The organism is Pseudoalteromonas sp. NCCP-2140 (assembly GCF_023708065.1).
GTDB lineage: Bacteria > Pseudomonadota > Gammaproteobacteria > Enterobacterales > Alteromonadaceae > Pseudoalteromonas.
Genome location: NZ_BRCZ01000010.1, coordinates 93595 through 116218, shown reverse-complemented (window position 1 = coordinate 116218; position 22624 = coordinate 93595). Strand labels below are relative to the sequence as shown.

Genomic DNA, 22624 nt, shown 5'->3' with positions numbered 1-22624 from the left:
TATTTTAGCAAATGAAAGATAAACTATTTAAAACACACAACAATTAACAAGATTTTATTTACAGATTTTTCTCAATTTAGATTATGAAGACTCTTAAAGAGTTACTTTTCTTACACTGTTAATCTAATTAGTTAGATACCCCTACCCCCAAAAAACAATAGTCAAAGGTAATCGCTAATGAAAAAATCACCGATAGCCATAGCTTTACTCTGTTCTCTCGCTTTATCTCATACATCAGCAGTCTTTAGTGCAGATGAAAATACATTTAATCAAAATGAGTTTTATAGTGATACAACAGGAAACTTCCCTGCCACAGTGCTTTTTGCACAAAACTCAATTATGCCATCACACAATAGTGTCGAAGATGATATTCAACCTCACTTGGTAGCAGAGCGAAGAACAATGATTATGTTTAAACCACATGATAAATTGAGCCATGCTGCAAAAGTTATATTAAGTGTATTCGATAATAATAACAGCCTTCTTTATCAAACATTTATGCGCTCACCAGAGGACTTCACAAAACCTTTTGGTTATGAAATTGATGCCAACCCGCCCACCTATAGCGAAGACACATTTTCAAGCATTATGCCCGCTACAGTAATTAAGCCGGGCATACGAGTTTCTTTTCAGTTTGGCAATAAGCAAGGCGACCTAGAAAACATCACTGTTGGAGGTAACGGGAATTTAATACTGAACACCATCGATCTTGGTTTATTGACTCCATATCGCGATAAATTTACTTTTCAAAAGAATCCTGATTTACATCGCCAGTATTTCCAACAAGTTCCGATCACTAAGCTAACGGTTAATAAATTCGAGGCGATGCATCTTACAGAAGTGATGCTGCCAAATGGTAACTTATTAACTGACTCAGATCCGAGTAAGGGCGGTGTATATACAGGCGATATGCGTCATCTTATTGCTAAGAGCTTGATGTCACATGGTATCAACAACGCTAATTATGGCATTAATGCCTCAGGTGTCTCTGGTTCAACTGCGCACCCATTTAGTAGCGCACAATTAACAGCACATACTTCAATAGGTAAGTATGATAATGGTACTTTTGTCCATGGCTTATCTGGTGGCGCAGGCATGGTTACATTAATTCGGTCTGAGGGTAATGAATTCAGTCATGAATTAGGCCATAACTATGGTATGGGCCATTTTCCTGGCGGCGTAAATGGCGTATTACATCGTCCTGCTGATGAGCGTAATTCGACCTGGGGCTGGGATGCAGATTTAGATAAGTTTATACCTAACTTTTCAGCTAAACTAACTTATAAAGACCGTTGCTATAAAGAGATCTGTATAGCACCATTTAATGGCCATCAATATGGTACTGGCTCTATGTCAGGTGGTGGTCCGATGTATTACGAATTTAATAAATATACTTTACATACGCCTTACGAGTTAAACCATATACAACGTTTTTTTGAGAGCCGAGCTAACTTTGATACCGCCTCTAAAACAGGGTTTACTAAATGGAACTCTGCAACTAAGCAGATGGAATCTTGGGAAAATTTGGTTTTAGACTCGAATACTAATAGCGTTGTAAAAAGGGTTCCTTATAAACAAGACGTAGCAATCACAACGTTAGTTGGTTATTACGATCCAAATAAACAGTTAACAAGTTTTATTTACCCAGCCTTACATGGATCTTCAGGTGCGGTATACACTGACAACTTTTCGAATTCACGTTGCAAACTTGCCGTTGAAACAGAAAAAGCAGGCAGAAAAACATTTAACTTACCTGCTACACGATTAAATTCAGATAGAATGAACAAGTTTCATATCAATATTGAAGCAGCGCTAAACCCTGTTAGTGCAACGATCCGCTGTGACTCAAACTTACTCGCATCAAAAACCCTCGAGCCAGCTAAAGAGAAGTTAGCAACGTCAGTGGTTACGACACTTGAAAAGCCAAAAGCCTGTATTGTAAACATAGAGACAAACGAAGAGTTTTGCCTTGAAGATGGGCAAAAAGCAAGCTACCTCCCTGCTTTTATCAGTAGAAAACCTGTATATGTGAAAGCACCTCAAGGCTTGCAGGTCATGTTATCTGACTATGGGAACTTGTCTTATAACCGTATTGCGACTTTTAATGGCACCGTTGAAAATAACAAACTAAAAAGTGTTTTAGCAAGAAATGGCCAGTACCTAGATTTCTCTAAGCCGCGTTCTATGCGAGTATTTAGCTCAAAAGAGCCATTAGGTTGTATTGTAAGTTTACTAGATCAAAGTGAATACTGCTTAAAAGCAAATGAGCGCTCAAACTACAGACTACCAGCTTATATCAATAAACATCCTGTATACGTTAAAGCGGCTCCTGGAGTAGCAGTGACTCTTTCTGATTGGCCGAATCTATCTTATCGCCATACAGCTACATTCACTGAAAATACCAGCCATCAAGATTTACAAAATGTAAAAGCCGATAATGGTCAATACCTTAACTTTTCTAGGCCGGCTTCAATGAGAGTCGTTACAAACTAACACAATAAAAAGGCCTGCAATTGCAGGCCTTTTATTTTTTACTCTGTTACTTCGCTTGGCGACTCATCACTATCATCAGTTTGAGTCACTTCAACAACAGCTTCATCAACACGCTGTAAGCCGCGCGGTAATTTGTTACCCCTTCTACCACGTTCACCATGATAATGCTCAAGATCAGCAGGTTTCAGTGTTAGTTTTCGTTTCCCTGCATGCAGGGTTACGCTACTGCCCTCAGGCACCACAGCCAGTACTTTTACAAACTCTTCTCGGGCTTGTACTTTCGCACTTGGGATAGAAATAATCTTATTTCCTTTACCCTTACTAAGTTTAGGTAAATCACGCAGTGGGAATAACAACATGCGGCCTTCGTTAGAAATTGCCATACAGTAATCTGTTGCTACATCAGTTACTCTAATTGGCGCAAGTAATTCACCGCCTTTAGGAACACTGACCAGCGCTTTACCGTTTTTGTTCTTACTCACCAGATCTTTAAAGTCGCTTATAAAGCCATAACCTGCATCTGAGGCCATTAACAACACTTGGTTGTCTTCTGCCATCACCACATGCTCAAAGTTGGCTCCTGCGCTTAAGTTAAAGCGCCCTGTCATTGGCTCACCTTGGCTTCGAGCTGAAGGTAAACTGTGTGCATCAGTAGCAAAAGCACGACCACTTGAGTCTAAGAACACTGCGGGCTGGTTACTTTTACCTCGCGCTGAGGCTTTATAGCTGTCGCCTGACTTATAACTTAGCCCTTCAACATCTAAATCATGGCCTTTACCAACACGTGCCCAACCTTTTTCAGATAACACAACGGTCACTGACTCTGAAGGAATAAGGTCTTTTTCACTTAGCGCTTTAGCTTCAACACGTTCAACAACTGGTGAGCGACGATCATCGCCATACATTTCAGCCGCTTCTTGAATTTCTTTTTTCATCAAGGTCGACATACGACGCTCTGAACCAAGCGTTTGCTCTAGCTTGTCACGCTCAAGGGCAAGCTCATCCTGCTCACCTTTAATCTTGAACTCTTCAAGTTTTGCTAAATGACGTAGTTTTAACTCTAAAATCGCTTCCGCTTGAATATCAGTTAAACCAAAACGCTCCATTAATACAGGCTTTGGTTTATCTTCAGTACGGATAATTTCGATAACTTCATCAATATTTAAAAAGGCCGTTAATAAACCTTCTAAAATATGTAAGCGAGCTAATACTTTATCTAAACGGTGCTGTAAGCGGCGGCGAACTGTTTCACGGCGGAACGTTAACCACTCAGTTAAGATACTACGTAAATCTTTAACTTGCGGACGACCATCAAGTCCAAGCATGTTTAAGTTTACGCGGTAGTTCTTTTCTAAATCTGTGGTTGCAAATAGGTGTGCCATTAATGGCTCAGCTTTAATGCGGTTTGAACGCGGTACAATCACGATACGAGTTGGATTTTCGTGATCAGATTCGTCACGTAAATCAGCAACCATTGGCAACTTTTTAGCATTCATCTGCGCTGCAATTTGCTCAAGTACTTTTGCACCTGAACACTGATGAGGCAGTGCGGTGATCACTATATCACCTTGCTCTTCAGTGTAAATTGCACGCATCTTTATAGAACCACGTCCGGTTTGATAAATCTTACGAATATCGTCTTTCGGTGTAATGATCTCAGCTTCTGTTGGGTAGTCAGGCGCATGCACTAACTCAAGCAACTCTTCGATTTCTGTCTTTGGCTTATCAAGTAATAGACAACAGGCACTGGCAACTTCACGCACATTGTGTGGTGGAATATCGGTTGCCATACCTACCGCAATCCCCGTTACACCATTAAGTAAGATGTGCGGTAAGCGCGCAGGTAATACCATTGGCTCATCAAGTGTACCGTCAAAGTTTGCGGTCCAATCGACCGTGCCTTGACCCAGTTCTTTTAGTAAAACTTCTGAGAACTTAGATAAACGCGCTTCGGTGTAACGCATTGCAGCAAATGATTTAGGATCATCGGCAGCACCCCAGTTACCTTGACCGTCCACCAGCGGGTAGCGGTAAGAAAACGGCTGCGCCATTAACACCATCGCTTCGTAACAAGCACTATCGCCATGGGGGTGGTATTTACCTAGTACATCACCCACGGTACGGGCTGATTTTTTATATTTTGCTTGCGCCGATAGCCCCAGCTCGCTCATTGCATAGATGATACGACGCTGTACAGGCTTAAGACCATCACCTACATGAGGTAAAGCACGGTCCATGATGACGTACATTGAGTAGTTTAAGTAGGCGTCTTCAGTAAAGCGCCCCATTGTTTGTTGTTCTACGCCTTGCATCAGCAAGGTATCTGTATCACTCATTAACGCTTACCTATTTTTTCTTAGCACTAACGCGATAGATCACATTAGCAAAGTCGTCTGAGATCAATAAGCTGCCATCTGCAAGCTCTGCAAATGCAACCGGGCGACCAAATGTTTCTTCGTTTTGCATAAAGCCTGTGATGAACGGGGTGTACTTAGTAATACGACCTTGTTCAACGTTTGCTAGCATCACTTTATAGCCTGATTTTTTACTACGGTTCCACGAACCATGCTCAGCAACAAAAAGCTGCTCTTTGTATTTAGCAGGAAACTGCTTACCGTTATAAAAATGAATACCTAGAGGAGCAACATGAGCACCAAGTGCAAGGGCTGGCGATTTGTAGTCAGCAATACTTTTACCTTTGCCAAACTCAGGATCTAAAATCGCACCAGCGTGAACATAAGGGAAACCATAATGCGCGCCCTCTTCACCTTCACCAACACGGTTAATTTCACAAGGTGGCATGTCATCGCCCATCATGTCACGGCCGTTATCACTAAACCAAAATGCATTCGTTGTAGGGTGATAATCAAAACCAACTGAGTTACGAACACCTTTGGCGATGGTTTTAATTTCTTTTGTATCAACATCTAACGAGAAGATGCGGCCGTATTTGTCGTCTTCCGCACAAATGTTACATGGCACACCCACTGGCACAATTAGCTCACCGGTTGGCGCAAAACTAATAAACTTCCAACCATGGTGACGATCAGTCGGAAACTTGTCGTATACCACGTCGAATTTAGGATCTTTTAGGTTTTTGTCTACGTCTTTAAAACGAATGATACGTGACACTTCAGCCACATATAAATCACCATCTTTAATCGCTAAACCTGATGGCATTTCAAGGCCAGTAGCAATGACAATCTTTTTATCTGCAACACCGTCACTGTTATGATCAATCAGTGCATAAACATTACCTGCTTTACGCGAACCTGCGTAAACAATGCCTCTTTTTGATACCGCGATTTGACGCGCGTTTTCAACATCATCGGCAAACAGGCTTATAGCAAAGCCATCAGCAACTGTTAACTTATCAAGAATATCTTTTGCCATTACAGGCGCTGATAACAAGCTCAGCGATAATAATGAGGTCAGTAGTTTTTTCATTTTTGTCTTGCCCTTTAATTCTTTGCTAGCAACTAGGTTGCTACACCTATTATTAAACTTCTGCGCGGTTACCGTGATCTTCTAACCACTGACGACGGTCTGACGAACGCTTTTTCGCAAGTAGCATGTCCATCATCTCCATGGTTTGCTCTTCTTCATCCAAAGTAAGCTGTACTAAACGACGCGTATTAGGATCCATGGTGGTTTCGCGCAGTTGTAATGGGTTCATTTCACCTAACCCTTTGAAACGCTGCACATTGACTTTACCGCGTTTTTTCTCAGCTTCAATACGCGCTAAAATACCGTTCTTTTCGTCTTCATCAAGGGCGTAGTAAACCTCTTTACCAATGTCGATACGAAATAGCGGCGGCATAGCTACATACACATGGCCTTGTTTGATAAGCGATGGAAAGTGGCGAACAAACAGCGCACAAAGCAAGGTAGCAATGTGCAATCCATCCGAGTCAGCATCGGCCAAAATACAAATTTTGTTATAACGCAGACCAGATAAATCACTTGAATCAGGGTCAATCCCCAAAGCGACAGAAATATCATGCACCTCTTGCGATGCTAAAATCTGCCCAGACTCAACTTCCCAGGTATTTAAGATTTTACCGCGCAGCGGCATAATTGCTTGGAACTCACGGTCGCGCGCTTGTTTTGCTGAGCCACCCGCTGAGTCACCCTCTACTAAAAACAGTTCAGTACGGTCATTATCTTGGGCGCTACAGTCAGTTAATTTACCCGGTAATGCAGGGCCTGAGGTAACACGCTTACGCACAACTTTTTTAGCAGCACGTAAACGGCGCTGCGCATTTGAGATACATAACTCAGCTAATAATTCTGCCGTTTCTGTATGCTCGTTTAACCATAAACTAAATGAGTCTTTCACTACACCAGATACAAATGCAGCACATGAGCGAGATGAAAGCTTCTCTTTTGTTTGGCCAGCAAATTGTGGGTCTTGCATTTTAACCGATAATACGTAGCTACAGCGCTCCCAAATATCATCTGGTGTTAGCTTTACACCACGTGGTAATAAGTTTCTGAATTCGCAGAATTCACGCATTGCTTCAAGCAAGCCTTGGCGTAAACCATTAACATGCGTACCGCCTTGCGCGGTAGGAATTAAGTTTACATAACTTTCAGCGATTGATTCACCGCCTTCAGGTAGCCAAACAACAGCCCAGTCAGCGCCTTCTGTTGAACTTGAAAAGTCACCAATAAACGGCTCTTTTGGTAATACTTCAAAACCTTTAACAGCTTCAACTAGATAATCTTTTAAGCCAGTTTCGTAATACCATTCTTGGCTTTCTTTGGTTTGCTTGTTGGTAAACTTAATGCGCAGGCCTGGGCATAATACCGCTTTGGCTTTTAATAAGTGATTAAGCTTAGTGATAGAAAAGTTAGCTGAGTCAAAATAGCTAGCATCAGGCCAAAAACGCACGGTTGTACCTGTGTTACGTTTACCTACAGTGCCAATGACGTTTAAGTCTTCAACCTTGTCACCGTTTTCAAAGGCCATACGAAATTGCTGCGCATCACGGCGCACAGTGACTTCAACACGAGTCGATAGCGCATTTACAACCGAAATACCTACACCGTGTAAACCACCCGAAAACTGATAGTTTTTATTAGAGAACTTACCACCGGCGTGCAGCTTGGTAAAAATAAGTTCCACACCCGGAATACCTTCCTCAGGGTGAATATCAATTGGCATACCACGGCCATCATCGATAACCTCAAGGGAGTTATCTTCATGAAGGATGACATCTATTTTAGTGGCATGGCCTGCCATTGCTTCATCGACACTGTTATCGATAACTTCTTGACCTAAATGATTAGGTCGAACCGTGTCGGTATACATACCTGGGCGGCGTTTTACGGGCTCTAACCCATTTAAGACTTCAATTGCTTCGGCGTTATAATTTTGCTGACTCATAGTTTTTATATCTTTTATGCGCTTAGCTATGTTTTACGTGATTTTAAGAAAATCTACAATACTTGCAAAGGTTTGTTCGAAGCCGATAAAACTATGATCGCCTCCAAATTCAACGTGTTGCTTACACTGAGAATAATATTTAACCGCCTGCTGAAACGGCAGTACTTCATCGCCCGTTTGCTGTAGCAAATAAATCAATGAAGGGGTGTCTAATTGCGGCAAATATAAACTGCGCAATGCATCCATGTGACGAGTATCAAGTTCATAATGACTATCTTGATACGGGTTATAATTTTCCCCTAAATAGTTATCGAGTAACTCAAATGGGCGAACCGCTGGGTTAATAACCACCGCAGGTATCGAATAACGTTGCGACAAATAGGTCGCATAAAAACCGCCTAATGAACTACCTAGTAATACAGTATCATCATTTAGCAGTTGTTCTAATTGTAAAATTGCATGTAATGGCTCATGAGTTAATCGCGGCACCTGATAATCGACATCAAATTGCGCCATGTGCTCACCAAAACGAACGGCTTTGTAAGATTGCTCAGAGCTATTAAAGCCATGAATATAAATTACTCGTTTAGCCATACTACATCCGTGCTTAACAATAAGTATTGTTGCTCATCAATTATTAAGTCGATGATTCGAAATGCGGGGCCTAAATCCTCTTGCTGCCACGCCATAGTGTGTTTGGTAAATTGGATTGAGCTGGCTGGAGTCGCATACACACTAAGGTCACGGTAGGTTTGCCTGTACTCATGATGCACATGACCATGGAACACACCCACACACTGCTCAGTATTAACGCAGGTATTTAAAAACTGCGGGCCATTTTCTAGCATATGTTTATCTAGATAGGCTTGAATAGGCAGCGGGTTATGATGACAAAACACCACGCTAGGTACCTGCCCTATTGCTTGGCTTAATTCATCTAAATGCGCTTGTGTTACCCAACCTGCTGGCGTCAGGCCTTTTGAGTTTGCCAACAGCAGCTGCCCACCTAAAAAGGTAATGCGCTTATTGTTTAAAATTTGCGGGCTTGAAAGCTTTTCATATTCACCAAGTTCATCATGATTACCCGGCAACCAAAACACCGGACAACTCAGCGCTGAGTCTGCTATTAATTTAGCAAAAAGCTGGTAAGACTCCGTGCTGTGATCTTGTGTTAAATCACCACCAAATACCACACAATCCACATCGAGCTCAGCAATAGCCTGTAAACAGCGCCCAAAATACGCTGCCGTATTCACGTTAAAGTATTCACCCGTTGTGTCTTTTGATAAGTGGCAATCAGTGATATGGGCAACTTTCAATGCTGTTTTATCAAAATGGTAGGCGTTACTAAACCAAGCCATTATTTACATCCCAATTTAAGACTGCTCGGCCGTTTTCAACACAAGCCACCAGCCAGTCATACAAAAAGGCGTTAAGCTGATATTTTTCATCTTTTTGATGCATATTCGGATTCGGGTAAGCATAGGAAGGCTTGATGCGCTGATGAAAATCATGATGCACAATTTCAGCGACTTTCGCATCATGATACATACGTACCGTTAAATACAAAGGCTTAACCGAAGGCAAATTACCGGCTTCTTGTTTGATAGAAATATCTGTGGTGTATTTTGCTGTATCGTCAACTTTAACCGCAAAAGTGCTGTGCCCTAATTGTACCTTTCGCTCCTGACCTATACGGCGCTCATTGGGTAATAGCTTTAGCGCACGCACGTAATTATGCTCACACAAAGTTAAGTACTTAGGTAGGCTTTGAATATAACGCTGCTGGGCAGTGACGTACGACAAAATAATCCCCTATGAGTTTTTCCAATCAGACAGTATACGTTGCTTATTCAGTGCTAACCACTGTAATGAGATAACTGTCGCTGCATTATCAATTTCACCCTGTTCTAGCCGCAGCATAGCTTCATCGTATGACATTACATGGGTTTTGATATCTTCATCTTCATTATCAAGGCCAAAAATACCACCTTGGTACCCTGCTAAGTCAGTGCGCGCTAAATATAAATACAAACGCTCAGTGGTGCCGCCGGGGCTTGAAAGATACGACATCATAAATTCTAGCTCGTTAAGCTCAATTCCCGCTTCTTCGAACGCTTCGCGCTTAGCAACCTCTTCATAATCAGTACTGCCATCTGCCATGCCTGCAATACATTCAAGTAACCAAGGTGACTGCTTTGATGCGAGCGCACCAATTCTGACTTGTTCGATTAACAAAACTTGGTCAGTCGCAGGGTCATAAGGAAGTACAGCTACAGCATGGCCGCGCTCTAAAATTTCGCGTTTAACTTCTACTGATTTACCACCTGAAAACAATGCATGATGAAAGCGGTAAGTATTAATTTTAAAGAAACCATCATAAACACGCTCAATCGGCTTTAACTCTATGTCATCATGATTAAATTGTGAGATTGCTGATATTTTCATTCACTATTTCCTTTGCGTTTTAAGTAAATGTTACGGCCAATTATATTCTGTTACACTTGGACATGCAGATTTACGTAATTTTTTTTTGGTTATTCATTAAAAAAGAGTACCATGGTGATAGTACAAAATTGTCTAAGGACTGAACGAACAATGAAAAAAACACTACTCGCTGCGCTGATCGGTTTTTCAAGCGCACTGACTGCAACAGCTAGTTATGCTGAAGACTTACTACAAGTTTACGAGATTGCGACAGCAAACGATCCTACCGTACTTAAAGCAAAAGCCCAAGCAGATGCACAAGCCTATGAGAGCGATCGCGCGTTAAGTGCACTATTACCACAAATTGGTCTAAGTCTTGGTTACCAATCAACCAAATCAGATCTTTATGAAGGTAATGATGCAACAGGTTATACAGGATATGACTACGAGCCTGATGAATTTAGCCGTGGTATTAGCTTAAGCCAAACACTGTTTGATTTAGGTGCATGGAATTCACTGGGTATTGCAGATAAACAAGCATTACAAGCAAACGCTCAGTATGATTTTGCTCGCCAAGACTTAATCGTTCGTGTAGCTGAGGGTTACTTCAATGTACTAAGTGCAATCGATAACCTTGAGTTTGTTCAAGCCGAAAAACGTGCCATCGAGCGCCAATTACAACAAACTAAAGAGCGTTATGCGGTAGGTTTAACTGCAATCACTGACGTACACGAAGCGCAAGCTCAGTACGATAACTCTGTTGCACAAGAAATCGTTGCTAAGAACAGTGTTGAAACAGCGCGTGAGCAACTTCGCGAAATCACTGGTAAATACCACGCGAAATTAGACATGTTGAATACTGAAACGTTTTCAACAGTTGCACCTAAAAAGCAGTCAACTGACTACATTGAAATTGCAAAAGACCAAAACTTAAATCTGCAAGTTTCAAAAGTAACGGTTGATATTGCTAAAGATCAAATTGATTTAGCAAAAGCTGGTCACTATCCGAAGCTAACGTTAAGCGCTTCATACGGTGACAGCCTAACTGATCTAAACAGCAACTCACACCAGCCACGTGAAGATAGTACAAGTATTGGTGTTAACTTCAGCCTACCTATTTACTCAGGTGGTGCAACAACAGCAGCGACAGATCAAGCACGCGCTTTCTATGTTGCGGCAAGTGAAGATTTAGAAGCAAGCTTACGTGCAGTAACTCGCTCGGTTATCACATCGTACAACCAAGTAGTGTCTGACATTGCTACTTATAAAGCGCTACAACAAGCTGTTGTTTCTGCTGAAAGTGCACTTAAAGCAACTGAAGCAGGCTTTGAAGTGGGTACACGTACAATCGTAGACGTACTGATCAGCACACAAAATCTTTATAATGCAAAAAGTAATTTAGCAAACGTTCGTTACCGCTATGTTGTTTCAACACTTCGCTTGAAACAAGCAGCTGGTACACTAACTAGCGAAGACCTTGTTGCAATTAACCAAGGTTTAAAAGAAATCTAAGCATTTCTTCTATAAAGTCCTTACCGTAAAGCCAGCCTCGTGCTGGCTTTTTTGTATTTTTAAGGACATACAGTTAAACTAGCTTTTTTATTTTTAGAGATTTTTTTGTGGTTAGTTCTTCTCCTTTTAAAGCGTCTTTTTTAGGCCCTCGTTACTGGTTAACTTGGATTGGCGTGTTCTTTTTATATCTTATCTCTTGGTTACCACACAAATTACAACTTGCACTAGGTAAACTACTGGGCCGTTTAGTGCATCGCTTTATGAAACGCCGTCGCCATATCGCTGAGGTCAACATTCGTTTGTGCTTTCCTGATATGCCAGAACATGAACAGCGCGAATTAGTTCGTAAAAATATGGAAAACACCGGTATTGCCATGATGGAAACTGGCATGGCTTGGTGGTGGCCCGAGTGGCGTGTAAAAAAAGTATATGGCTCCATTAAGGGCCTAGAATACTTTGAGCAAATCCAGCAATCAGGAAAAGGGGTATTGTTACTTGTACCGCATATTCTTCATTTAGAAATGGCAAGCCGTGTCATGGGTTTAAAACACCAAGGCATTGGTTTCTATCGCCCTCATAATAATCCTTTGATGGAATACTTTACGACTAATGGCCGCTTACGCTCAAACGAATACTTAATTGGCAAGCGAGATGTAAAGGGTTTACTAAAAGCACTTAAAAATAAAAAAGTGTGCTATTACCTTCCTGATCAAGATTATGGCCGTAATCGCTGTGAGTTTGCGCCTTTTTATGCAGTAAAAGAGACAGCAACAACAACTGGGACTTTGCTTTTCGCTGATAGCAAAAACTGCGAAACTGTCAGCCTAACCAGCCGACGTGATGAACAAGGTCGATACCATTTAGAAGTACTGCCTATTTTGCACGATTTCCCAAGTGGCGATGATCTAAAAGATGTAACACGTGTCAATCAACGAATGGAACAAGCCATAGATAATGCCCCAGAGCAATACATGTGGTTACATCGACGTTTTAAAACGCGCCCAGATAAGAACGCACCTTCTTATTACAAGTAGAGTGACATTTTGCTGTTTATATGGTTTTATTAAGCTAATTAACAACAAGAGTATTAGAAATGTGGTTTTGGGTTAAGCATTTATCATTAGCACTTATTTTAATTGCTGCTGCTATTTACTTTCTATTTGGTAGTGGTCCAGTTCTTGATATTAAAAATACACAAAATGCTGCCGCACAAGGTTTGTCTAGGTTTTATTCAGCTCTTCGAAACCAAGTAAATGACAAAAACAATGAGCGAGATAAGTATGTTTTAAAACTCCCCACTCCTGAAACGAGCTTAGACATGGCTTTATTTGAGCGAGAAAAAGTTGTTGAGCCGACTTCCCCGAACTGGACTGGTGATATTGTGCCACGACGATTTGAAAACGGTACAACATTAAAAGATGTCTTATCTGATTATGCTCGCAATGAAGACATCGTACTATATTGGTATTTAAGTAAGGATTATGTAGTAAAAGACCACTTTCGCGTTGATAGTAACTTTGTGTCTGCACTTTACCAAGTTGGCCGCGCCATCAACGATGATTTCGAAAATGAGGTTTACACTTATTTTTGCTTTAAGCAAAGAGCCGCGGTTATCACTGAGCTGCCCTCTGCTTATGTGCGCGAAAACTGTCGTCGCTTAAAAAGCTAAAACACCTGTTGCCACGCCTGACTTACTATGTCAATGTGCTGAGTTAACTCAGCACATGGCGCACACCGCCCCTGCTGATTCAAACTCATCACATGATAACGTGAGCGATAAGCAATATATGCAGCCACTAATTCTTGCTGCATTTGCTCAGTAATACAGCCTAAACGTGCAGCATCAGCTAAAATGCGCACATTATCAGACCATGTTGTTAGCTCAGAGTGTTGCATAGCATTATTTAGCACCAGATACTGAGTGATAAACTCGATATCTGTAATACCGCCCCTATCTTGTTTTAAATCAAACAGATCATCATTACCTTTAGCAAGGTGAGCGCGCATTTTTTCACGCATCTCAACGACATCGGTCTTTAGCTTCTCATTATCGCGGGCTTGGCACAAAACGTCTTTGCGGATTTGTGTAAAGCGCTCTTTCAACGAATCTTGCCCATAAATCATGCGTGAACGAACTAAGGCTTGATGCTCCCAGGTCCATGCTTGAGTTTGCTGATAGTGGTAGTAACTTTCTAAATTAATAGCCAGTAAACCCGATGCCCCTTCGGGACGTAAACGAGTATCAAGCTCATACAAAATCCCCGAAGCCGTGCGGGTGTTGAATAGATGCATTAAACGCTGTGCAAGCTTTAAGTAAAACTGACGGGAATCAATCGACTTATCACCATCGGTATAACTGCTGCCATCGTGGTTATGCACAAATACCAGATCAAGATCTGAATCGTAGCCAACTTCAAAGCCTCCCGTTTTACCGTAAGCAATAACCGCAAAGCCCTTTTCTTGATCAGAGGTATTCGCTGGCCGACCAAAGCGCTCAACACATGCATGCCAGGCAATATTGACCGCTTGCTCTACAATAGCCTCAGCAAGCGCAGTAAGGTGATCGCTTACCTTCATCACACTTAGTACACCGGTTGCATCGGCTGCTGCAATGCGTAACTGATGCGTTTGTTTAAACTGACGAAGTGCTTCCATTTGCAGCTCTAAGTCGCCATGCTCTATACGCAAGAAATACTGCCTAATTTCATCTTTGTAAGCAGATAAAGGCGTCGGTTTATAGAGCATCTGCGGATCAATCAGCTCATCAAGTAAAATAGGGTATCGAGAGATATGCTCGCCAATCCATTTACTATGACAACAAAGTGCCACCAGTTGATTTAAGGCACCTGGATTTTCGTATAACAGCTCTAGGTAGGCGGTACGTGAGATGATTTTATTCAACACTTGGCAAATCATCGTAAAGGCATCACTGCTCGCTTTCGTCACGGTTAATTGTTTAAGTAAAAGTGGCATTAATTTATCGAGGATATCACGACCTCGACTGCCAATTTTCGCCTTCGTTAAGCGCGCTTTAAAATCTTCAAGCGCAGCTTGCCAGTCAAGGTTCGGTTCACACATCAGGCTAACATCGGTCATTTCCCAAGCGCTAATGTACTCACTTTCACACGGATCCGCCGTTTCACTTTCAAAACCAATCACTTGTTCGAATTCACCATGTACTTGAGACATAGTCTGCTCAATGCTAGTTAAACACTGATTAAAGTCATCTTTGTTGAGCAAATAGCATAAACGTTGCTGGTTTAACTCGTCATCAGGTAGGGTTTGCGTTTGCTTATCATCGAAAATCTGTAAGTACTGCTCAATTTGACGTAAGTCTAAATAGTTTTGTGTTAGTAACTCAGCTTCTTTATCCGACATCACTTGGTTGTTAACCAGCTCTTTTAAAGCAACCAGCAATGACTGAGTTTGTAGGTTCGCTTCACGGCCGCCTCGAACCATTTGCAGTGCTTGCACTACAAACTCTACTTCTCGAATACCCCCTGCACCTAATTTAATATTGTTTGTAAGGCGCTTTCGGCGTACCTCTTGGGCAATCATTTGCTTCATCTTGCGCAGCGATTCAATCACCGAAAAATCTATATAGCGGCGGTATACAAACGGGCGTAGCAATTCATAAAACTCATCCCAATACCGATTTTCAGTGCCAATTAGTCGCCCTTTTAGCATGGCGTAACGTTCCCACTCACGTCCTTGCTCTTGGTAATAATCTTCCATTGCATGAAAGCTCATCACCAAAGGCCCACTTTCACCAAACGGGCGCAGGCGCATATCAACGCGAAATACTTGGCCATTTACTGTGGTTTGGTTAAGCGCCATAATTAGCTTTTGCGCCACTTTGGTATAAAACACCTGGGCTTCAATGGAGCGGCGCCCCCCTTGCGTTGCAACGTCGCGAGGATAAGAAAAAATTAAATCTATGTCAGATGAGTAATTAAGCTCTCCCCCACCAAGTTTGCCCATACCTAAAACTAACATTGGCATTGCATTACCGTCATCATCAAGCGGCATGCCACTAACTTTTGCGACCTGCGCAAACGCCCACTGATTGGCACTATCGATAAGCTGGTTTGCAAGCGCAGAAATATAAGCGATGCTATCGGCAATTGGGTTTTCACAGCACAAATCAAGAAAAGCCACTTTCAACCAGTACTTTTCTCGATACAAACGCAGCTTTGCCAGCGCAGCATTGTCGTCAAGCTCATTGATTTCAGTACTACTTAACGGAGCTTCAACTGCGCGGTTAGCAAGCTCTTTGTCATCAAGTAACCACTCTTTTAAGTCTGGCTGAGATTGTAAGCAGTTCCACGCAAAGTCACTTAAAGACAGCAAGTTAATAATTTTTTGTTGTTCTTTTTGCCCTTCATACAAGCTCGCGAAGCGGGTTTGGCCTAACTGATGAAGTGACTCGGGAAGCGCGTGTAAATTACTCATTAAATACTCTCTTTTAACTTGCCAATAACCGTACTAGAATGATTATCAAAGAATTATTTAGCAGGGACCTGCATGTCATATTTATCACTATCTAACACTAGTTTAGTCGCGATTGCTATTAGTTTCGCTGTAATTTGCGTCACTATAGTACTGCTACGTATTCTAACACAAATCAAAGCAAAACAAGCGCTTAAAGAAGAGCTTGCACAACATGATAATTTTGCCATGGGGATCAGCTTTGCAAGCGAAATTATGGTCGTTATAGCCACTATCGCTTATATATTTGATGAAATTAGCTTAAGTGCAGCCCAATCTAACCCGCTAAAAGTACTTTTACTCATTGTGCTGTTGTTTGCCTTTATAAAAATAGGCCATTTAATTCATCGTAAATGGATTTTGCATCGCTTTAATGAAGAAGCTGCCATTCTAAAGCAAAATGTCTGCGCCGCTTTAGTTGATTCAGGCATGTTAATCGCCAACTGTATTATTGCTCTTGGGCTATATAACTGGTGCCATACTCAAGGCTATAGCAGCTTGCTGATCGCCACTGTAAGCTTTTTTGTGCTGCAAGGTATGTTTGCCCTTGATAGTAAAATCCGTGAGTATCGATTTGCTAAAGCCAACCAAGGCGCATCGCTACAAAGTAATTTTAACCTTGAAAATACCTCTATTGGCATTCGCTACGCAGGTAAGTCTATCGGCCTAGCACTTGCGGGTTACGCTGGTCTTGCCAGTGCATCCTTTATTAGTGGTAAGATGGTAGAAAATTTATTCACTCTAGTATCTCATTGCGGTGCAATGTGGGTATTGCTTTATATTTTGAGCTACATTATAAAATATATTTCTCTACCTAATATCGACACATCGTTAGAAGTAGATCACCAAGATAACATTGGCATTGCCTGTATTGAGTTTGCCGTTTTCGGTGCAATAGGCTATTTACTAATAAGTATGTTTTCAATTTGATACGGAAGTTCTTGAATCGTGAGGCGTTATGCCATTTAAAGTTAATAATTATTTATTAGTTGATATAGACAATGAGTTTAGTCGCGCGTTTGCTCAGCACTATTTTGCGAGCGCCGAAAATTCAACCTTAGTGGTGGCTGGCGCAAACAGCCGCCATATGGTTAAACTCATGTTTGATCAACTCGTTAAAGATTATTGCTACTGCGATTTTAGTAATGAAATTAGTGTCTCAGAACTCGCCAGCTATTTACATGAGCACCACGATATTCAAGGTGTACTGATCAATCAGACCGACTACCAATTGGCGAATGATGCCCAAAAGTTTATTTATAACTCACTTCACAAAATACGTTACTTAGTGCAACAAGATGGGCATAGCTTTAGTTTTGTTCCCTGCCCTGATGCTGCTCACATTAACCACCTTTCTTGCCAATCTGAGATTGCCGAAACCACTGCAGATGTTTTAAGTGCCAAAGACGAATTTAAATAACAAATAAATAATTGCACCTAAGCCGCTGTATACTTACCATATTGCTAAATTTATTGATAAGTGACAGCCATGCGAGTTCCACATATTTACCAACCTTCAGCGATTTCTTTAAACACCCCAGTAGCACTTGATGATGATGCAGCAGGTCATGTTGGCCGTGTATTGCGTATGCAAGTCGGTGATAAGGTTTCGATTTTTAATGGTGAAGGAGGTGAATACCTCAGTGAAATTATTGAAGTCAGCAAAAAAAATGTCGTCGTTGTGCCACAGGAATTTGTTGATCATGATGTTGAATCGCCTGTAAAAATTCACTTGGGCCAAGGCATTTCTCGTGGCGATAAAATGGATTTCACTATTCAAAAATCTGTTGAACTGGGTATCACAGAAATCACCCCAATTTTTAGCCAACGTTGTGGCGTAAAACTAAGTGGTGACAGACTACAGAAAAAACATCAACAATGGCAAAAAATTGCAATTGCAGCCGCAGAACAATCAGGCCGTAATTTTGTGCCTGTTGTACACCCTCCTATCGATATAAAAGAGTGGCTAGAACAAGCAAGTGATGCGATTAAACTTACTTTGCACCCACGTGCTGAGCACAGTATTAAAACTATTCAAGTACCAAACGAAGGAGTGCGCTTTTTAGTCGGCCCAGAAGGTGGATTTACCGATGCAGAAATTGACATTGCTAAACAGCAAAACTTTGTTGATATTCGCTTAGGCCCACGTGTTCTGCGAACAGAAACAGCCGCTCTGACGGTATTGAGCGCTTTACAATTACAGTTTGGCGATTTAGCGAATTGAAAACCGTAAAAATACCCATATATCAAAGTAACAAAACATAGTATGGCATACGATTCTAAGGCAAAAATATGGCAATTAAGCTAGGCATAATCTCTGATCCAATTAGTGGCTTTAATATTAAAAAAGACACTGGCTTTGCAATGATGATGGAAGCGCAACAGCGCGGTTACGAAATTTACTACATGGAAATGGATGACCTTTCTCTACGTCAAGGTCAAGGCTTTGCAACAGCCGCCAAAGCCCGTGTGTTTGATGATGTAAATCACTGGTATGAATTAGAAGAAAAAGCCACCATTGCTTTAGCAGATTTAGACGTTATTTTAATGCGTAAAGATCCGCCTTTTGATACTGAGTACATCTACGCTACCTATATTTTAGAGCGTGCTGAGCAAGCTGGCACGCTTATAATCAATAAGCCGCAAAGCTTACGCGATGCTAACGAAAAGCTGTTCACAGCTTGGTTTAGCGAACATACGCCAGATACTTTAGTAACACGTAGCCAAGCAGACATTCGTGCATTTTTAGCTGAGCATAAAGATATTATTTTAAAACCGCTAGATGGTATGGGTGGTGCATCTATCTTTAGAGTTAAAGAAGATGATGCCAATATTGGTGTGATCTGCGAAACGCTAACCGAACATGGTAGTCGTTTTGCAATGGCACAAAACTATATTCCTGAAATCAAGCAAGGCGATAAGCGCGTACTTGTGGTTGATGGTGAAGTAATGCCGTATTGCCTAGCTCGTATCCCACAAAATGGCGAAACGCGCGGTAACTTGGCAGCAGGTGGTAGAGGTGAAGCACGCCCAATTAGCGATTCAGACCGTAAAATTGCAGAGGCTGTAGCACCTACGCTGAAAGAAAAAGGCCTTATTTTTGTTGGTCTAGATATCATTGGCGATCGTTTAACTGAAATCAATGTCACTGCGCCAACGTGTGTAAAAGAGATTGAAGCCGCTTATGACATTTCAATCACTGGTCACTTATTTGATGCCATTGAAAGAAAACTGAGCCATACTTAAATTAAACAACAAAAGGGGCGACCTATGCAGTCATTAGAGAATCACTTCTTAATCGCAATGCCGAGCATGCAAGACCCTTTTTTTAAGCGTGCTGTCACTTACATTTGTGAGCACAATCAAGATGGTGCGATGGGCTTGGTAATTAACCAGCCTATCAATATCACCGTGGGCGAGCTACTCGATAAAATCGAAATTGATAACGACAAAAGCAAGCAAGCTGCAGGTTTAGCTGTGTACGCAGGCGGACCGGTAAAAACCGATCGCGGATTTGTTTTGCACTCACCAAAACCAGGTTATGCAGCGAGTCAAAAACTTAGTAGTGATATTATGATCACCACTTCAAAAGATGTGCTAGCAAGCCTAACCACGAGTGAAGCACCTGAACAATTTATTATCACACTGGGTTATGCTGGTTGGGATCAAGGACAGCTAGAGCAAGAACTGCTAGAGAATTCATGGTTAATTATCAAAGCAGATCCTGAGATCATCTTTAACACACCCGTTGAAAAACGCTGGGAAAAAGCCGTTTCTATGCTGGGTTTTGATATCGGGCAATTAAGCTCTGAAGCTGGCCACGCTTAACATTTATAAATTTTAAGACTATGACAAAACGAACGTTTAAGCCACTCGGTGAACGCACCGTAATGGGTTTTGACTTTGGCACCAAAAGTATTGGTATTGCCATTGGTCAAGAACTCACTGGAACAGCATCAAGCTTACAAGCTGTAAAAGCGAGAGATGGGATCCCTGATTGGCAACTTATTAAAAAACAGGTGGATGAGTGGCAACCAGATTTAATGGTGGTTGGTTTACCGCTTAATATGGACGGCACCAATCAAGAAGTTACCTTTAAAGCTAAGAAGTTCGCAAATCGCTTACACAACCACTTTGCTATACCGGTTGAAACGCAGGACGAACGACTAACAACGGCAGATGCCAAAGCGCGTTTGTTCGAACAAGGTGGCTACCGAAACCTTGGTAAAGGTAATGTTGATAATATGTCTGCGGTGATCATCTTAGAAAGCTTTTTTGAGCAGTTTTATGGCGACTAAAGCGCCTTGTTAATCACCGTATAATCGTTTAAATCTGGAATAAAGCCTGCCTCTCGGTAGGCTTTTTCAATTGCGCCTGTTTTACGAAGCTGCGCAAGCCCCTTTTGAATTGCAACAAAAGCCGCTTTGCCATCTGGGTGACTCTTCGAAATAATAAAATGACGGCTATCATTGAGCTGGAGCACAAGATTTGGCACAGCAACCAATTCAATATTTTCTAAGGTATAGCGATTATTGAGGCTAGGCATTAAGGGCATCATCATAAAATCAACCCACTGCATCGATACAGTACGAACTTGCCCAAGCCACTCATCTTCTCTGAGCAACTCTTTTAAGGGCAGAGCAGATAACGTTTGCCAATCGGTTTGCCAGCGTGGCGTTGACACTGCTGTTAATTGTTTAAAGTCAGCAAGCTGTTTTACTTGCTGCACTTTCTTATTGTTCGGTGAAGTGAATATACCTGCAAAATACTCACCATCTCTAATCACAGGATCAGAGATATATACCGACTCAACTAGCTGCTTTGCATCAACAGACCACACACTATCGAAGCTTAATAGTAGCTGGCCATCTTCTAACAGCTTGGTATTGCGATAATTAACATTGCCTTTGTGATAACGAAATGGCTTGGTAAAACCGCCTAAACTCAATGCTTGTTGAGCTATGATCATATCGACCACATCACGGCGTATGTAGGCACCGCTGAAGTCTTTAACTTCAAGAGGTTTGCGACCATTCAAAAAGCGACTGTAATCGTCATACACATCATCGCGAATAAAAATAACCACGCTTTTACTATCATTGCCATACACCTGAAAGGTACTCAATAATAAAAATAGCCAGCCGATTAAATTTACTCGCAATTTCATTTACGCGTCACTCTTGCCATCAAGGCCATCAATAGTCACGCCTTGTAAGAAGCCCGCACCACTTTGCTCATTGTTTTGCAGCTTAATCATTAAGCGCAAGTCATTTGGCGAGTCAGCATGATGTAGCGCATCAGCGTAGTTAATACGGCGCTGTTTATAAAGCTCAAATAACGCTTGGTCAAAGGTCTGCATGCCCATTTCTTTCGATTTAGCCATGGTTTCTTTGATAGAGCCAATATCGCCTTTTTTAATAAGCTCTGCCACCATCGGTGAATTAAGCAAAATTTCGATAGCAGCAACACGCCCTTCCCCATCGGCAGTTGGCACCAACTGCTGCGCAACAATGGCACGAAGGTTAAGTGCTAAGTCGTACTTTAACTTATCGTGCTTTTCTTTTGGTACTAAGTGCATGATACGGTCAATGGCTTGGTTGGCATTATTCGCATGCAGTGTTGCTACACACAAGTGACCTGTTTCAGCGAAGCTGAGTGCGTATTCCATGGTTTCTTGTGAACGGATCTCACCAATTAAGATCACATCAGGTGCTTGACGTAACGAGCTTTTTAGCGCCGATTCAAAGCTTTCAGTATCTAAACCAACTTCACGTTGGGTGATGATACTTTTACGATGTTCGTGAACAAATTCGATAGGGTCTTCAATAGTAAGAATATGACCACGTTGATTGCGGTTACGATAACCTAAAAGCGCTGCTAATGATGTTGATTTACCTGTACCTGTACCACCCACAAACAGTACTAAACCACGTTTTGCCATGATCACATCGGTTAATGTTGATGGTAAACCTAGTTCGTTCACATCTGGGATTTGCGTCACGATACGGCGAATAACCATACCTGCTCTATCACGCTGCCAAAAAGCAGAAACACGGAAACGACCTTCATCGGTTGCAATCGCAAAGTTACACTCTTTAGTGTCATGAAACTCTTTGCGTTGTTTATCATTCATAGCCGACTCAACTAACGCAAGAGAAGCATCATCCGAAAGCCTTTCGTCGGTAAGGTGTACTAGCTCACCGTTGATTTTTGCACTGACCGGCAGTTGGCTAGAAACAAACAAGTCAGACGCTTTTTTATCTATCATAACTTGTAAAAAATGATTTAAAGGTAAAGACATTTTAAATAGCTCCG

Annotated in this window: 20 protein-coding genes; 10 read left to right on the top strand and 10 right to left on the bottom strand. The window is 41.7% G+C overall.

Translation table 11 applies throughout. From position 1 onward, the window contains the following. The first annotated feature begins 177 nt into the window (after positions 1 to 177). Positions 178 to 2493 (top strand): M66 family metalloprotease, encoded by a 2316-nt coding sequence (locus tag NFU46_RS16960; protein ID WP_251603496.1) that lies wholly within the window; start codon positions 178 to 180, stop codon positions 2491 to 2493. Positions 2494 to 2531: 38 nt separating this feature from the next. Here NFU46_RS16960 and parC read toward each other — a convergent pair whose 3' ends face one another. The 7 genes from parC to NFU46_RS16925 are packed head-to-tail and all read right to left on the bottom strand — an operon-like array spanning position 2532 to position 10330. After that, on the bottom strand, positions 2532 to 4829 hold the full coding sequence (gene parC, locus NFU46_RS16955) for a DNA topoisomerase IV subunit A (protein WP_175078636.1): 2298 nt from the start codon (positions 4827 to 4829) through the stop codon (positions 2532 to 2534). A gap of 10 nt (positions 4830 to 4839) precedes the next feature. After that, the gene (locus NFU46_RS16950) at positions 4840 to 5940 is read right to left on the bottom strand and encodes a sorbosone dehydrogenase family protein (protein ID WP_175078637.1); all 1101 of its coding nucleotides are present in this window, start codon (positions 5938 to 5940) and stop codon (positions 4840 to 4842) included. 52 nt (positions 5941 to 5992) lie between these two features. Next, complete coding sequence (gene parE / locus NFU46_RS16945; RefSeq protein WP_054552648.1) at positions 5993 to 7882, bottom strand: DNA topoisomerase IV subunit B; 1890 nt, start codon at positions 7880 to 7882, stop codon at positions 5993 to 5995. Between the two features lie 33 nt (positions 7883 to 7915). Continuing rightward, a complete protein-coding gene (locus NFU46_RS16940) occupies positions 7916 to 8476 on the bottom strand; it encodes a YqiA/YcfP family alpha/beta fold hydrolase (protein ID WP_175078638.1) in 561 nt (186 codons plus the stop codon). Beyond that, positions 8461 to 9243, bottom strand: a complete 783-nt coding sequence (locus NFU46_RS16935; protein ID WP_251603494.1) for a metallophosphoesterase — start codon at positions 9241 to 9243, stop codon at positions 8461 to 8463. Before NFU46_RS16935 ends, NFU46_RS16940 begins: the two co-directional genes overlap by 16 nt. Continuing rightward, a complete protein-coding gene (locus NFU46_RS16930) occupies positions 9230 to 9688 on the bottom strand; it encodes a DUF1249 domain-containing protein (protein ID WP_251603491.1) in 459 nt (152 codons plus the stop codon). Before NFU46_RS16930 ends, NFU46_RS16935 begins: the two co-directional genes overlap by 14 nt. A gap of 9 nt (positions 9689 to 9697) precedes the next feature. After that, positions 9698 to 10330, bottom strand: a complete 633-nt coding sequence (locus NFU46_RS16925; RefSeq protein WP_251603488.1) for an NUDIX domain-containing protein — start codon at positions 10328 to 10330, stop codon at positions 9698 to 9700. A gap of 150 nt (positions 10331 to 10480) precedes the next feature. On the opposite strand from NFU46_RS16925, the gene tolC reads away from it, so the two are divergent. The 3 genes from tolC to NFU46_RS16910 all read left to right on the top strand — a co-directional run bounded on the left by tolC (position 10481) and on the right by NFU46_RS16910 (position 13490). Then, positions 10481 to 11821 (top strand): outer membrane channel protein TolC, encoded by a 1341-nt coding sequence (gene tolC / locus NFU46_RS16920; protein ID WP_058586583.1) that lies wholly within the window; start codon positions 10481 to 10483, stop codon positions 11819 to 11821. Positions 11822 to 11928: 107 nt separating this feature from the next. Then, a complete protein-coding gene (gene lpxL, locus NFU46_RS16915) occupies positions 11929 to 12855 on the top strand; it encodes an LpxL/LpxP family Kdo(2)-lipid IV(A) lauroyl/palmitoleoyl acyltransferase (protein ID WP_175078640.1) in 927 nt (308 codons plus the stop codon). 59 nt (positions 12856 to 12914) lie between these two features. Then, a complete protein-coding gene (locus NFU46_RS16910) occupies positions 12915 to 13490 on the top strand; it encodes a TcpQ domain-containing protein (protein WP_175078641.1) in 576 nt (191 codons plus the stop codon). Here NFU46_RS16910 and glnE read toward each other — a convergent pair. Beyond that, positions 13487 to 16273, bottom strand: coding sequence for a bifunctional [glutamate--ammonia ligase]-adenylyl-L-tyrosine phosphorylase/[glutamate--ammonia-ligase] adenylyltransferase (gene glnE, locus NFU46_RS16905; protein WP_251603485.1), 2787 nt, complete (start codon positions 16271 to 16273; stop codon positions 13487 to 13489). The genes NFU46_RS16910 and glnE overlap by 4 nt on opposite strands. A 72-nt stretch (positions 16274 to 16345) precedes the next feature. Between glnE and NFU46_RS16900 the strand changes: the two genes are divergently transcribed. The 6 genes from NFU46_RS16900 to ruvX all read left to right on the top strand — a co-directional run bounded on the left by NFU46_RS16900 (position 16346) and on the right by ruvX (position 20607). Continuing rightward, positions 16346 to 17239, top strand: a complete 894-nt coding sequence (locus NFU46_RS16900; RefSeq protein WP_054562733.1) for a hypothetical protein — start codon at positions 16346 to 16348, stop codon at positions 17237 to 17239. 28 nt (positions 17240 to 17267) lie between these two features. Next, positions 17268 to 17729: a hypothetical protein gene (locus tag NFU46_RS16895; protein ID WP_251603482.1), complete on the top strand. Its 462-nt coding sequence runs from the start codon at positions 17268 to 17270 to the stop codon at positions 17727 to 17729. A 69-nt stretch (positions 17730 to 17798) separates the two neighbouring features. Continuing rightward, the gene (rsmE, locus tag NFU46_RS16890; RefSeq protein ID WP_251603479.1) at positions 17799 to 18533 is read left to right on the top strand and encodes a 16S rRNA (uracil(1498)-N(3))-methyltransferase; all 735 of its coding nucleotides are present in this window, start codon (positions 17799 to 17801) and stop codon (positions 18531 to 18533) included. Between the two features lie 68 nt (positions 18534 to 18601). Beyond that, entirely contained in the window at positions 18602 to 19555 is a 954-nt protein-coding gene (gene gshB, locus NFU46_RS16885; RefSeq protein WP_054562736.1) for a glutathione synthase, read from the top strand. Between the two features lie 24 nt (positions 19556 to 19579). Next, on the top strand, positions 19580 to 20137 hold the full coding sequence (locus NFU46_RS16880) for a YqgE/AlgH family protein (RefSeq protein WP_054562737.1): 558 nt from the start codon (positions 19580 to 19582) through the stop codon (positions 20135 to 20137). Between the two features lie 20 nt (positions 20138 to 20157). Next, positions 20158 to 20607: a Holliday junction resolvase RuvX gene (gene ruvX, locus NFU46_RS16875; RefSeq protein ID WP_054562738.1), complete on the top strand. Its 450-nt coding sequence runs from the start codon at positions 20158 to 20160 to the stop codon at positions 20605 to 20607. On the opposite strand, the gene NFU46_RS16870 is transcribed toward ruvX, so the two are convergent. Beyond that, positions 20604 to 21476: a hypothetical protein gene (locus NFU46_RS16870; protein ID WP_251603475.1), complete on the bottom strand. Its 873-nt coding sequence runs from the start codon at positions 21474 to 21476 to the stop codon at positions 20604 to 20606. The genes ruvX and NFU46_RS16870 overlap by 4 nt on opposite strands. Next, complete coding sequence (locus tag NFU46_RS16865; protein WP_175078647.1) at positions 21477 to 22610, bottom strand: PilT/PilU family type 4a pilus ATPase; 1134 nt, start codon at positions 22608 to 22610, stop codon at positions 21477 to 21479. Positions 22611 to 22624: the final 14 nt, after the last annotated feature.